Source organism: Micromonospora sp. B006 (genome assembly GCF_003408515.1).
Classification (GTDB): domain Bacteria; phylum Actinomycetota; class Actinomycetes; order Mycobacteriales; family Micromonosporaceae; genus Micromonospora; species Micromonospora echinospora_A.
The window spans coordinates 3135520-3149130 of sequence record NZ_CP030865.1 but is presented as its reverse complement, the minus strand read 5'-3'; the positions used below and the strand labels follow the sequence as shown (position 1 = coordinate 3149130).

Annotated in this window: 12 protein-coding genes; 4 read left to right on the top strand and 8 right to left on the bottom strand. The window is 71.4% G+C overall.

All coding sequences use genetic code 11. From position 1 onward, the window contains the following. Window positions 1-10 precede the first annotated feature (10 nt). The 5 genes from adhE to MicB006_RS14800 all read right to left on the bottom strand — a co-directional run bounded on the left by adhE (window position 11) and on the right by MicB006_RS14800 (window position 6170). Window positions 11-2665, bottom strand: coding sequence for a bifunctional acetaldehyde-CoA/alcohol dehydrogenase (adhE, locus tag MicB006_RS14820; protein ID WP_225980759.1), 2655 nt, complete (start codon window positions 2663-2665; stop codon window positions 11-13). Window positions 2666-2800: 135 nt separating this feature from the next. Beyond that, the gene (locus MicB006_RS14815; RefSeq protein ID WP_116506818.1) at window positions 2801-3613 is read right to left on the bottom strand and encodes an ABC transporter ATP-binding protein; all 813 of its coding nucleotides are present in this window, start codon (window positions 3611-3613) and stop codon (window positions 2801-2803) included. Further along, a complete protein-coding gene (locus MicB006_RS14810; protein WP_116506817.1) occupies window positions 3606-4421 on the bottom strand; it encodes an ABC transporter permease in 816 nt (271 codons plus the stop codon). The genes MicB006_RS14815 and MicB006_RS14810 overlap by 8 nt, the downstream gene beginning before the upstream one ends. Beyond that, a complete protein-coding gene (locus tag MicB006_RS14805; RefSeq protein ID WP_116506815.1) occupies window positions 4418-5188 on the bottom strand; it encodes an ABC transporter permease in 771 nt (256 codons plus the stop codon). Before MicB006_RS14805 ends, MicB006_RS14810 begins: the two co-directional genes overlap by 4 nt. Window positions 5189-5195: 7 nt before the next feature. Then, a complete protein-coding gene (locus tag MicB006_RS14800) occupies window positions 5196-6170 on the bottom strand; it encodes an ABC transporter substrate-binding protein (RefSeq protein WP_116511446.1) in 975 nt (324 codons plus the stop codon). Window positions 6171-6420: 250 nt separating this feature from the next. On the opposite strand from MicB006_RS14800, the gene MicB006_RS14795 reads away from it, so the two are divergent. The 3 genes from MicB006_RS14795 to MicB006_RS14785 are packed head-to-tail and all read left to right on the top strand — an operon-like array spanning window position 6421 to window position 8608. Then, on the top strand, window positions 6421-7650 hold the full coding sequence (locus MicB006_RS14795; RefSeq protein WP_225980807.1) for a flavin-dependent oxidoreductase: 1230 nt from the start codon (window positions 6421-6423) through the stop codon (window positions 7648-7650). Beyond that, window positions 7647-8114, top strand: a complete 468-nt coding sequence (locus MicB006_RS14790) for a MarR family winged helix-turn-helix transcriptional regulator (RefSeq protein ID WP_225980758.1) — start codon at window positions 7647-7649, stop codon at window positions 8112-8114. Before MicB006_RS14795 ends, MicB006_RS14790 begins: the two co-directional genes overlap by 4 nt. Further along, window positions 8111-8608, top strand: a complete 498-nt coding sequence (locus tag MicB006_RS14785; protein ID WP_116506812.1) for a DUF3237 domain-containing protein — start codon at window positions 8111-8113, stop codon at window positions 8606-8608. The genes MicB006_RS14790 and MicB006_RS14785 overlap by 4 nt, the downstream gene beginning before the upstream one ends. Before the next feature lie 18 nt (window positions 8609-8626). Here the strand turns inward: MicB006_RS14785 and MicB006_RS14780 are convergent, their stop codons facing one another. From MicB006_RS14780 to MicB006_RS14770, 3 genes are read right to left on the bottom strand one after another with little or no spacing between them, the layout of a single operon-like run. Next, window positions 8627-9043, bottom strand: coding sequence for a hypothetical protein (locus MicB006_RS14780; protein ID WP_152037839.1), 417 nt, complete (start codon window positions 9041-9043; stop codon window positions 8627-8629). Between the two features lie 38 nt (window positions 9044-9081). Continuing rightward, window positions 9082-10515, bottom strand: coding sequence for a class I adenylate-forming enzyme family protein (locus MicB006_RS14775; RefSeq protein WP_116506808.1), 1434 nt, complete (start codon window positions 10513-10515; stop codon window positions 9082-9084). Continuing rightward, on the bottom strand, window positions 10505-12049 hold the full coding sequence (locus tag MicB006_RS14770; protein WP_116506806.1) for an NAD(P)-binding domain-containing protein: 1545 nt from the start codon (window positions 12047-12049) through the stop codon (window positions 10505-10507). The genes MicB006_RS14775 and MicB006_RS14770 overlap by 11 nt, the downstream gene beginning before the upstream one ends. A 63-nt stretch (window positions 12050-12112) precedes the next feature. On the opposite strand from MicB006_RS14770, the gene hutH reads away from it, so the two are divergent. Further along, window positions 12113-13600, top strand: coding sequence for a histidine ammonia-lyase (gene hutH / locus MicB006_RS14765; RefSeq protein ID WP_116506804.1), 1488 nt, complete (start codon window positions 12113-12115; stop codon window positions 13598-13600). Window positions 13601-13611 lie beyond the last annotated feature (11 nt).

The window sequence follows — 13611 nt, the reverse complement described above, 5'->3', positions numbered from 1 at the left end:
TGGACCCAGGTTAGGCCCAGCCGAGCTCGTCCACCGGGGGCCGCAGGCCGCAAGACGCGGGACCTTCGGCCCTCGATGGCGAAGCGGCGGCACCGCCACCGCAGGCGGCGGCCGCCGGTCCGTAGTAGGCGGCGCGCATCAGTTCCTGCATGTCGCCGAGCATCGGCATCCGCGGATTGGCCGGCGCGCACTGGTCCTCGTACGCGTTCAGCGCCTGTTGCGGCAGCGCCGCGAGGAAGGCCCGCTCGTCCACCCCGACGGCCGCGAACGACGGCTCGATGCCGACCTCGTCGCGCAGGTGCTCGATCGCCGTGGCCAGCGCTTCGACCGCTTCGGCGTCGGTCGCCGCGGGGAGCCCGAGGGTACGGGCGATGTCGGCGAAGCGTTGCGGCGCCCGGTACGTCTCGTACCTGGGCCAGCCGGTGAGCTTGCCCGGCACGGTGCCGTTGTACCGGATGACGTGCGGGAGCAGGATCGCGTTGGTGCGCCCGTGTGCGACGTGGAAGGTGGCGCCCAGGGTGTGCGACATGGCGTGCACGATGCCGAGGAAGGCGCTGCCGAACGCCATGCCGGCGATCGTACCGGCGTTGTGCATCTTCTCGCGGGCCACCGGGTCCGCGGCACCCTGGCGCACGGCCCGGGTGAGGTTGCCGAAGATGAGCCGGACGGCGTGCAGGGCCAGGCCGTCGGTGAAGTCGTTGGCGTAGACGGACACGTACGACTCGATCGCGTGGGTGAGCGCGTCGAAGCCGCTGTCGGCGGTGACCACCGCCGGCAGGTCGGCGGCCAGGACCGGGTCGACGATCGCCACGCTCGGCGTGAGCGCGTAGTCGGCGAGCGGGTACTTCTTGCCGGAGGCGGTGTCGGTGATGACCGCGAACGGGGTGACCTCGGCTCCGGTGCCCGAGGTGGTCGGGATGCAGACGAGCTGGGCCAGCGCGCCGAGGGTGGGGAACTTGAAGGCCCGTTTGCGAATGTCGAAGAACTTCTCCCGCAGGTCGGCGAAGACCACCTCGGGGTGCTCGTAGCGCAGCCACATCACCTTGGCGGCGTCCATCGCCGAACCGCCGCCGAGCGCGACGATGGTGTCCGGGCGGAACGAGCGCATCAGCTCGGCGCCGCGATCGACGGTGCGTACGCTGGGTTCCGGCTCGACGTCGTCGATGATCTGCAGGGCGACCTGCTCGCGGCGGCGGTGCAGCACGGACAGCACGCGGTCCACGTAGCCCAGTCTGGTCATGGTGTGGTCGGTCACCACGGTGACCCGGCGGACGTCGGGCATGTCGGCGAGGTAGCGGATCGCGTTCGGCTCGAAGTAGATCTTCGGCGGGACCTTGAACCACTGGAGGTTGTTGGTCCGCCGGGCCACGCGCTTGATGTTGATGAGGTCGACCGCTGTGACGTTGTGCGACACCGAGTTGTGGCCGTAGCTTCCGCAGCCCAGCGTCAGCGACGGCAGGAAGGCGTTGTACATGTCGCCGATGCCACCCTGCGAGGCCGGTGCGTTCCAGATGATCCGGACGGCCTTGACCCGGCGGCCGTACGCCTCGGCCAGATCGGCGTCCCGTGTGTGGATGACGGCGCTGTGCCCCAGACCGTCGAACTCGACCATCTGCTCGGCGTACTCGAAGCCCTGGTCGTGGCCGGTGGCGGGCAGCAGGGCGAGCACCGGGCAGAGCTTCTCCCGGGTCAGCGGCTCGGCCGGGCCGACCCGGTCGACCGGGACCAGGATGATCGAGGTGTCCGGGTCGACCGGGAAACCGGCGTGTTCGGCGATCCAGGTCACCGACTGCCCGACCACGTCCGGGTTGAGCTTCCCGGAGCCGAAGAGCAGCTTCTCCAGCAGCGACTTCTCCTCCGTCGTCGCGATGTGGGCGTGCAGTCGCCGGAACTCGGCGAGGGCGGCCGGCCGGATCGCGTCGTCGATGATGACGGCCTGCTCGGAGGCGCAGATCATGCCGTTGTCGAACGCCTTCGACAGCACCACGTCGTGGACCGCGCGGGCCACGTCGGCCGACGCCTCGATGTACGCGGGGACGTTGCCGGCGCCGACGCCGAGCGCCGGTTTGCCGGTGGAGTAGGCGGCCCGGACCATGGCGTTGCCGCCGGTCGCCAGGACCACCGAGACGTCGGGATGCCGCATCAGCTCGTTCGTCGCCGCCACCGACGGTTCGTCGATCCACTGGATGCAGTGCTCCGGCGCGCCGGCGGCGACGGCGGCGTCGCGGACCGTGCGGGCCGCCTCCTGGCTGCACCGTTGAGCGGCCGGGTGGAAGGCGAAGATGACCGGGTTGCGGGTCTTGAGGGCCAGCAGCGCCTTGAAGATGGTGGTCGAGGTCGGGTTCGTCACGGGCGTCACCGCGGCCACCACCCCCACCGGCTCGGCGATCTGGGTGATGCCCGTGATGTCGTCCTGAGCGATCACCCCGACCGTGCGGACGTCGGCCATGTGGTTGGTGACGTGTTCGCAGGCGAAGATGTTCTTCACCGCCTTGTCCTCGAACACGCCGCGGCCGGTCTCCTCGACCGCCAGCGTTGCGAGTTCGGCGTGCCGGCCGAGCGCGGCGACCGACGCCTTCTTCACGATCCCGTCGATCTGTTCCTGGCCGTAGGAGTCGTAGGCGGCCAACGCCGTGAGACCGTTCTCCACCAGGGTTCCGATCATGCTTCCGCCCTCCATCGGTCCGTCACCTCGACCGTAGATCCGCGATGATCGATGCCGGCACGGCCGGTGGACCCGTGCCGGCGGGACCACCGGCCCGCGCCCGGACGCCGGGGCGGGGGACCGGGCGGGGCACCGTCAGGACGTCGGCGGGGGCGCGGCGGCCGGCCCGCGCTTGGCCCGCTGGATCTGCTCGTAGACGTGGGTCCGCAGTTCGGTGAACCGGGGCAGCGCCCGGGTGGTGAGCTGATCGCGTTCCCCCGGGAGGTCGATCACCAGGTCCTCCTGGACCCGGGTCGGTGAGTTCGACAGGACGAGCACACGCTGGCCCAGGTAGACGGACTCGTCGATGTCGTGCGTCACGAAGACAGTGGAGATCCCGCGGGTCAGGTGCAGTTCGCGGACGAGGTCCTCCAGGTCCGCGCGGGTCTGCGCGTCCACAGCGGCGAACGGCTCGTCCATGATCAGCACGTCCGGCTGGTACGCGATGGCGCGGGCGATGGCCACCCGTTGCTGCATCCCGCCGGAGAGCTGCCACGGGTGGCTGCGCGCCGACTGCGGCAGCCCGACCGCATCGAGGGCGTCGGTGACCAGCCGGGCGCGTTCGGCGCGGGAGAGCTTCTTGTGGCGAAGCGGAAGCTCCACGTTGCCGCGGACGGTCAGCCACGGGTAGAGGCTGCGGCCGTACTCCTGGAAGACCACTGCCATCGCCGGGCTCGGCCCGGTCACCGGTGAGCCCTCCATCTCGACGAGGCCGCTGGTGGGCCGGAGCAGTCCGGCGAGGCATTTCAGGAGCGTGGTCTTCCCGCAGCCCGAGGGACCGACGATGCACAGCAGTTCGCCCGGATCCATGGTGAAGCTGAGGTCCCCGATCGCCTCGACCTCGCCCCGGCCGGAGGCGTAGACCTTCCGCAGGTGCTCGACCCGCAGCAGCGGGCTCCCGTCAGGCACGGGTGATCTCCTTCATTCCGTGGTACCAGCGCAGGACGCGGCGTTCGACGACACCGAAGGCCACGGCGAGGAAGACGCCGATGAGGCCGAGCAGGAGGATGCCGCTCCACATCTCGGCGATGAGGTAGTTCCGTTGGAAGTAGGCGATCCGGTAGCCGAGGCCGGCCGACGACGCGAACATCTCCGAGATGACCATGAGGATCAGGGCCACCGAGAGCGCCTGCCGGACGCCGGTCATGATGCGCGGACTCGCCGCCGGGAGGATCAGCAGCCACAGCCGGTCCCACCGGGAGATCCGGAAGGAGCGTGCGGTCTCCAGCATCACGCTGTCGGTCGCCCGGACGCCCTCGATCGTGTTCAGCAGGATCGGCCAGATCGCGCCGGACACGATGACGACGACCTTCATGGTGTCGGTGATGCCGAGCAGGAGCATCGCGACCGGAATCAGCACCGGTGGCGGAATCGCGCGGAAGAACTCCAGCAGTGGTTCGAGGATCTCGCGTAGCGGGCGGATCCGGCCGATGACGACGCCGGCGGCGACGCCGAGCAGGACCGACGCGAACAGGCCGGCCAGGAGGCGGTACACGCTCGGCAGGACGTCGTCGACGAACGCCGGGCCGATCCAGGTCTGCCGGAACGCGTCGAGCAGCGCCCGGGGGCCGACGAGGAACCGGCTCGTCGACCGCGTGGACCAGACCGCCCACAGCCCCACGGCCAGGACGGGTAGCCCGACCGCGAACAGGACGTTCTCGGCGGCCCGTGCGCCCGGGCCGCGCGGGCGGGCCCGGCCCGCGCCGAGGGCGGTCACCGGGCTGCCTCGTCCGCGAGGACCGACTGGTGCCAGGCCAGCGAGCGGCGTTCGACGAAGCGGAACACGAGGTTCACCAGCAGGCCGAGGACCCCGGTGACCACGACGAGGCCGTACAGGCCGACGGCGTCCCCGGCGGAGCGGGACAGCTCGATCATGCGCCCGAGGCCGGGGTTGCCGATCACCATCTCGGCGGTGACGGCCAGGATGAGCGCGACCGCCGCGCCGAGGCGCAGGCCGGTCATCAGGTACGGCAGAGCGGTCGGCAGGACGAGGTAGCGCAGCCGCTCGGCGCGGGTGAGGCCGAAACTCCGCGCGGTGTCCCGGGCGACGGTGTCGACGTCGGCGACGCCGTAGATCACCTGCACGAACACCTGCCAGAACGCCGCGTAGACGATGATGACGAGCGCGGCGCGCATCTGCAGGCCGAACATCAGCACGGCGAGCGGGATCAGCGCGACCGACGGCACCGGTCGCAGGAACTCGACTGTCGTGTGCGTCGCGCGACGCAGGAACGGCACCAGCCCGACCACAGTGCCCAGCGCGACGGCCGCGAGCGTCGCCACCGTCAGGCCGATCGCCCACGACGTCATGGTGAGCCGGATCCGCCGCCAGAACGCCAGGTCGCGGACCTCTTCGGCCAGCCGTCCGAACACGTCGGTGGCGTACGGCAGGTAGTGCGGGTCGACCAGTCCCAGTGTCGGGATCAGTTGCCAGACGACGAGGAACCCCAGCAGGCCGACGGCGCCCAGCAGGATCTTGCGCATCGGCCGGCTACTGCTGCTGGATGAGTCGGTCGAAGTCGGGTCGCCGGTCGAGGACGCGGTACTTCTGGGCGAGCGTCGCCAGTTGCTCCAGGCCGGCCCGGTCGAGCTCCCACCCGAACGCCGGGAGCCGTACGGAGTCCGCCACCGCTTCCGGTAGCTCGAGGTTGTCCTTGATGGCCTGACGGAGGTCCTTCTCGTTGGCCGGGTCCTTGGCCCAGGTGAGCGTCTTCTTCATCGCCGCCGAGAAGTCCGCGACCAGGGCGGAGTCGGAGTCCTTCAGCTTGCTCGACGTGATCGTCGTCAGGGTGGCGAGCCCGGGAACCGTGGCCTGGTACGGGGCGACCACGAGAACGTCGCCGCGCTTGCGCAGCTGGGTGATGAACGGCTCGGTCACCCAGGCGGCGTCGATGTTGCCGGCGGCGAGCTGGGCGGGCGCGTCCGGGAAGGCCACCTCGACAAACTTGACCTTGGCGGGATCCCCGCCGTCCTTCTCGACCGCCGCCATGATCGTGACGTCGCCGGCGGCGCCCAGGCTGTTCACCGACACCTTGCGCCCCGCGAGCTGGGACGGCCGGGTGATGCCGGACTTCGCCGACGCCACCACGGCGTTGATGTCGTCACCGTCGGCATAGGACGAGGCGTAGTTCCCGATGATCACCACGCCGAGGTTCTGCAGGTCGGCGCGGAACGGGCCGAACGGCTGGCCGATGGCGAAGTCGATGTCGCCGTTGATCAGGGCCGGGATGGCCTGGGCGCCGCCCTGTGCGGGCACCACCTCCACGTCGAGCCCCTGCTCCCGGAAGATGCCCGCCTTGATGCCGCCCCACAGCGCGGCGGTCTCGCTGATGGGCAGCGCCGCCACGCGAACCTTGCGCAGTTCGCCGCTTGCCCCGGGGGACGGATCGGTGGCGTCGGAGTCCGTGCAGCCGGTGAGGGCGATCGCGACGCCGGCCAGAACAGCGAGGGCGGTGACCTTCTTCATGGACGAGCCCTTCCGTGCGAAGCGCTGGTGCATCCGGAGGAGTGGGGGCCGGCGAGGAGAGGTGAACCATCCGACCGCGTCGATCAGCGTCATGCAGAGGTGATTGATTGTCAAGAATTCTGATAAGGCGGCTCGCATTGCGATCGGAGTGGTCCGACCGCGATGAGAATGCGTCTTGACGCACCACGATTTTGTGACCAAACTGTGCGGTTGGTGGCACGGTGGCGAAGGGAGCGGCGACTTGGCGATCGTGATCGTGGGCGCTGGTATCGGTGGCCTCACCACCGCGCTCAGCCTGCACCGGGCCGGCTTCCGTGACATCGCCGTCTACGAGCGCGCCGACGCGCTGCGCCCACTCGGCGTCGGGATCAATCTGCTCCCGCACGCCGTCCGAGAGCTGACCGAATTGGGCCTCGGGGAACGAGTGGAAAGGCTGGGCGCCGCGCCCGGCACGCTCGCTTACTACAACCGCTACGGTCAGCAGATCTGGAGCGAGCCGCGCGGGCTGGACGCCGGATATCGCTGGCCGCAGCTTTCCGTGCACCGCGGCCGGTTCCAGATGGAACTGCTTGCCGTGGTACGGGAACGGCTGGGCGCCGACGTGGTGCGCACCGGGCACCGGCTGGTCGGCGTCCACGACGGCGTCGCGCGCTTCGCGACGGCGGCGGGGGAGGTGAGCGTCGCGGCCGACCTGATCGTCGGCGCGGACGGCATCCACTCCGCGCTGCGTCGGCAACATCAGCCCGACGAGGGCGAGCCGATCTGGAACGGGCTGACGCTGTGGCGGGGGACGGCCCGGGCGCCCGGATTCCTGGACGGGCGAACCATGATCATGGCGGGGGACGCGGAACAGAAGTTCGTCGCGTACCCGATCGGTCCCGGCGTGATCAACGTGGTGGCCGAGCGGCGCGGCCCCGGTTTCGCCGGGCCGAACGCGGACTGGAACCGGACGGTCGACCCCGCGCCGGTCGTCGCGCTCTTCGCGGACTGGCGCTTCCCGTGGCTCGACGTGCCGGCACTGCTGGCCGCCGCCGACGAGATCCTCGAATACCCCATGGTGGACCGCGACCCGATCGACACCTGGACCCACGGGAACACGACGCTGCTCGGGGACGCGGCACACCCGATGTACCCGAACGGCTCCAACGGGGCATCGCAGGCGATCCTGGACGCGCGTACCCTCGCCTTTCACCTCGCCACCGCGCCGACGGTCCCGGCGGCGCTGGAGGCCTACGAGGCGGACCGGCGGCCGGCGACCACCGCGCTCGTGCTGAGCAACCGGCGGCAGGGGCCCGAGCAGGTGATGGTGCTCGCCCGCGAGCGCGCGCCGGACGGGTTCGCGCACATCCACGACGTCATCCCGCCGGACGAGCTGACCGAGATCGCCACCGGCTACAAGAAGGCGGCCGGCTTCCTGCCCGCCGACCTCAACGAACGGGCCTCCCTGACGCCGACGGTCTTCTCGGGCGTCCTGCCGTGACCGGCCCGGAGACGACCGAGCTGGACGCGGCACGCCTGGCGTCGGTGATCTCACCGCTGCGCCGCACGCTGCTCGCCGCCGCCCGCGCCGCCGAGCACTTGCCGGAGGTCCCGGACGCGCAGATCGAGATCGTGCGGGCGCTGCCCCGGGGCACCGTGTCCGGCCCCGGTGAGCTGGCCGAACGACTCCGCCTGAGCCGCTCGACGGTCAGCAACCTGCTCACCACGATGGAGGGCAACGGTCTCGTCGAGCGCCGTCCCCGTCCCGGCAACCACCGCCACGTCGAGGTCCTGGCCACCCCGAAGGCCCTCGACCTGTTCGACCGCTTCGACCTCGCGAGCGGAGAGCTGGTCGCCCGCGCCGCGGCCACCCTGTCGGCGGCGGACCGCGCGGCCCTCGCCGCCGCGGTGCCCGCGCTGGAACGCCTGCGCGACGCGCTCGCGGACACCAAGGACACCCCATGAGTACGCGCCGACCCGCCGGTCACGGGGCGGTGCGCGCCCCGGCGGTTCCCGGCCTGGAGGCCGCGTTCGAGGTGGAGGTGCGGCTCGGCGCGCTGGAGGACCACGGGGTGACCCGCGCGGGCCACCGTCGCGTGGTGCCTGTCGTCGGCGGCCGGGTCACCGGCCTGTTCGAGGCCGACATCCTGCCCGGCGGCGCCGACTGGCAGCTGGTCCGCCCCGACGGCGCGATCGAGATCGACACGCGCTATTCGGCACGCACGGCCGACGGTGGCCACGTCTACCTCCGCACGTTCGGCGTCCGCAGCGGCCGCCCGGAGATCCTCGCGGCGTTGCTGCGCGGCGACGCGGTCGACCCCGCCGAGTACTACTTCCGGCTGGGCGTACGACTGGAGACGTCGGTGCCCGCGCTCGCCGTGCTGGAGCAGTCCGTCTTCGTGGCGTCGGCGATCCGCGAGGCCGACCGGGTGCGCTACACCGCCTACCGCGTCACGTAGGTGTTCGCGCTCCGGGCCTCAGGCCTGCACTCCCGCGTAGATCCACGGCACGATCAGCGCGTACCCGAGGAGGAGCGCGCCGACTGTGACGACCGGCGTGGCGACGAGCACCAGCGCCGACGCGACGCGGACGCGGATACGCAGCACCTTGTGCATCTCGGGGGTGTGCGCGAGCACGATCAGCGTGGTGATCCACGTGGCGAGGCCGACAGCGGCGACGAGGCCGAGCCACGACATCAGCATGACGATGTTGGTCGCGAACCGGTCACCCGCGTCGCTGCCGTACTGCAGCAGGTAATCCCTGTTCCGCGCCCCGAACAGGATGTTGACGCCCGCGAACGCGGCGAGGGCGACGGACCACAGGGCGGCGAATCCGACGGCGGTTCTCCGCAGGCTGGAGCGGGTACGCAGCGCGGCGGCGTCGAGGACTGTCATGCACGGATGGTAGGCCACCAGTAGCCGACCGGTGAAGATCATGTGGTCGTCAGGTACGCCAGGGCGCGCTTGTCCGGCTTGCCGCTCGGCCCCACCGGCACCCGGTCGATCCACCGGATCGTCTGCGGCGCCGACGCTTCGCCCAGCGCCCGGACCACCAGCGCGCGCAGCCGTCCGGCATCCGGTGTGTGACCGGCGGCCGGCACCACGTACGCGTGTACCGCCTCCCCGGTGACGTCGTCGGGACGGCCGACGACGTACGCCTCGGCGACTGTGGGGTCCGCGGCGAGGACCCGCTCGATCGGGCCGGCGTACACCAGGTTGGCGTGCACGATGACGACGTCCCGGATCCGGCCGAGCAGGTGCAGGTAGCCGTCGTTGTCGAGCCGGGCCAGGTCGCGGGTGCGGACCCAGCCGTCGACGAAGACGTCGGCGGTCTCGGCCGGATCGTTCCAGTACGCGGCGGCCTGCGCCGGTGTGCGGACGAACAGTTCCCCCTCGGTGGCGGGGCGGCCGTCGGCGTCCCGGATGGACAGCTCGGTCACCGCCGGTGGGCGGCCGACCGAGGCGAGCGCGGCCGGGGACGCCAGCATCTCGGTCGGCGTCACCATCGTGATCATTCCGGTCTCGGTCTGGCCGTAGCCCTGGAAGACGACGGGACCGAGCACGTCGAGCGCCTCGGCGAGCCGGCCCGGCGCGAGCGGAGACCCGGACACCAGCAGGGCCCGAAGACTGCTCAGGTCGGCCGGATCGACGCGCTGGTCGTGCACGAGCTGGTACAGCTTGCCCACTGTGATGACGCTGGCGGTCGCCCGGTGCCGGGCGATCATGCCCGGAAAACCCGGGGGCCGGGCCGCGACGAGGGTGCCCCCCGCCGCCAGGGTGAGGATGCCGTACTCCAGCATCACCTGGCTGCTCAGCGAACCGAAGACGAGATAACGCCGGAGCCGGGTGGCGAGGTCGGCGATCGCCGGGGGCCACCGGTCCGGGTACGGGCCCCAGGCCGCGCTCATCGCCGCGTACGTCTGCGCGCAGCCCTTCGGGCTGCCGGTGCTGCCGCTGGTCCAGATGATCCGGGCGACGTCGTCCGGGCGCCCGGCGGCGATCAGCGGCCTGTCGTCGTCGGGGGTGTACGCCAGTTCGGCGACCCGGGCGTCGTCGAGCAGCAGCTCGTTCTCGCCACGGCGCCACGCGCGGTGGGCCGGTGTCAGGTCGGGGCGGATCCCGGAGACCCGGGCGCCGACCGCGAACGCCGCGATGATCGCCGCGAACGCCTCCGCCGTGACACCGAGCCGCAGGGCCACCCCGACGCCGGGGCCGACTCCCGCGGCCCGGAGCCCGGCGGCGATGCGCCGGACCAGCCGGTACATCTGGGCCGTGGTGACCCTCCGGTCGCCGTCCTCGAAGACCGGCCGGTCGTCACCGGTGGCGAGCAGGTCCAGCACGGGCTGCGGCCAGACCTCAGCCGGCATCGGAGAGCACGCCCTTGACGAAGAGCACGAGCGGCTGGTGGTGCACGTCCGGCAGATTCCAGTGGTTCTCCAGGTTCTCCGCGAGGTGGTGCGCCGCGACGACCCGGCCGCCGCGGTGGACCCGGACCACCGGGTGCAGGTAGCTGGCGTCGTGCGCGTGCGCGGCGTCGTTCTCGGCGATCCGGGGCACCGTGACGTCGAACGGGTCGACCTGGTCGTGGTCCGGCCCGTACTCCAGGGTGACCACGAACGCGAATGGCTCCGGGCCCAGGCCGCCGTCGTGCACGTACGCGACGGGCACCTCCTCGTGGTAGCGCGCGGTGTCGCCGTCGATGACGACGACGTCGCCGAGGACGGCGAACTGCTGCCACAGCGCTGAGGTGCGGTTGATCCGGGCGATGACCGTGTCGGCGATCGCCTCCGGGGTGGGCTCCAGCGGCGTGGCCGGCCACGGGGTGTCGTGGTGGCGGGCGCCGAGGATCCGGTGCAGGGCCCGCACGCCGTACCGGAAGCCGTGGATGAACCCGTTCGTCGAGCGCTTGAAGTCGCGCTGCTGGGTGAGGGTGCCGGCGAAGTAGAGGCCGGGCACGTTCACCGACTCGTACGCCGGAGTCTGCTCCGGGAAGCGGTCGTTGATGACCAGCCGTGGCCGGGCGGACGGGTCGAAGATGCTCGCGTCGAACCGGAATCCGGTGCAGAGGATGACCCGGTCGTAGTCGATCTGCCGGATCGCCTCGACCGTGCGGGCGTACCGGAAGTCGATCCGGTAGCCGCCGTCGTCGCGCCGGGCGATCCGCTCGACGGTGCCGTCGAGGACCGCGTTCTGCGACTTGAGCTGGTACGTGTCGAGGAAGTTGTTGTTCACCGCGCGCAGATGCCCGACGTAGTGCGACTGCCACGCCAGCTTGATCGAGTGCGGGCCGGCGACGTGGATGACAGCGGCCGTCTCGACCAGGGCGTCAGCGGTCTCGAAGGCCGAGTTGCCCTTGCCGATGATGAGGACGCGCTGGTCGGTGAAGTCGTCCGGGTCGACGCTGACCGTGTCGTACCGCTCGGCGAGCGCGGCGCCCTCGATCGGCGGGACGTACAGCTGGGACACGCCGGTGGCGACCACCACCCGGCGGGCGGTGAGGGTGTCGTCACCGACGTGGACGGTGAACAGGTCGCCGTCGCGCGCGACCCGTGTGACCCGGGTGTCGTACCTGACCCGCAGACCCTGGGCGAAGTCGGCGAGGTAGCGCACCAGATCGGCGGCGTCCGGGAAGTACCGCCGGCTGTAGTTCTTGAACAGCAGCGCCGGATCGTCGCTGAGCAGCGAGTTCCAGTCCGCGCGCAGGTTGAACTCCGGATCGTCGGATCCGGTCCACACCTTGTTGATCGAGATGAGTTGCCGGTGCCGGGGGTAGGTGGTGAAGAACGTGCCCGGCGCCGGGCCGGCCTCCAGGACCAGATAGTCGCGGCCGTCGCGCTCCAGCAGGTGAGCGAGCTGCAACCCGGCCGGTCCGGCTCCGATGATCAGATAGTCGACCGTCATGCGCCGCAACGTAGCGACTCGATCTCAGAGCGTTCTGAGAATTCGTCTCTAGGGTGCGATCGCATGACGACAGAGGTGGACCTCGATGTCCCACTGCGGATCGCCGACCTCCGCGCCGCCCGCGACCCGGTCAAGGTCGTGGTCGGACCGCAGGTCCGGGAGCGCGTCACGGCCGCCCGTACCTTCCTGTCCGCGGTGCTCGGCGACGACCGCGCGGTGTACGGCGCCACCACCGGATTCGGCGCCCTCGTCGGGTACGCGGGCCGCGCCGACCTGCGTGACCAGGCCGACAACACGCTCGCCCACCTCGGCGCCGGTCAGGGCCCGGAACTCGACCCGGACGTGGTCCGCGCGACTCTGCTGCTGCGGGCCGCGTCGCTGGCCCGCGGCGCGTCGGGGGTCTCCCCGCACGTCATCGACGCCCTCGCGGCGATGCTCGCGACCACGTTCGTCCCCGTGGTGCCCCGGCTCGGTTCGGTCGGCGCCAGCGGTGACCTGATCCCGCTGGGCGCTGCCGCACAGGCGTTACGGGGCCGGGGCCACGCCTACCTGGACGGGGTACGGCTACCGGCGGCCGAGGCGCTGAAGCGGGCCGGCCTGGAACCGCTGCCGCTGGACGGGCGGGACGCCCTCGCCCTGGTCAACGGCACCTCGCTGACCACAGCGGCGACGGCGCTGGCGCTGGACGCGGCCCGCCGCGCACACCGGACGGTCCAGGTGCTCACCTGCCTGCTCGCCGATCTGCTCGGCAGCGACACGCAGTTCCTCGACCCCCGGCTGCTGGCCGCGTACGGCCATCCGGGCGCGGTCGAGGTCGGCGCGCGGATGCGCCGGGTCGGCGCCGGCCTCGTCGCGTCCGGGACACGTCCGTTGCAGGAGCCGTACAGCATCCGGTGCGCGCCGCAACTGCTCGGCGCCGCCGAGGACGCGCTGCGCTACGTCGACGCCGTCGTCGGGGCCGACCTCGCGAGCGTCACCGACAATCCGTTGTTCTTTCCCGACGACGACCTCGTCGTGCACGGCGGCAACTTCTTCGGGCAGCCGGCCGCGTTCGCCGCCGACGTGCTGTCGATGGTCGTGGCGCAGGTCGGCAACCTCGCCGAACGGCAACTGGACCTGCTCGTCGACCCGAACCGCAACGGCGGCCTGCCGCCGATGCTCGCCGCCGGCCCGGGACAGCAGCACGGACTCCAGGGCGTGCAACTGGCGGCGACCGCCCTGATCACCGAGATCCGCCGGGACACCATGCCCGCGAGCATGCAGAGCGTGCCGACCAACCTGCACAACCAGGACGTCGTCCCGCTCGGCACCCAGGCCGCGCTGCGGGCGCTGGACCAGACCCGGTTGCTGCACCTCGTCGTCGGGTCACTCGCGGTGGGACTGCGCCAGGCGGCGTACGTCGGCGCGCGTGCGCCGACCGCGTCCGGCTGTGCCGAGGCGCTGGCCGCGGTGGCCGCGGCCGTACCACCGATCGACCCGGACCGGCCGCTGGACGCCGACGTGCGGCGCGCCGCCGACGTGATCGCGGATTTCTCCGTTTCCTTCTCCTGAGGATGGACGCA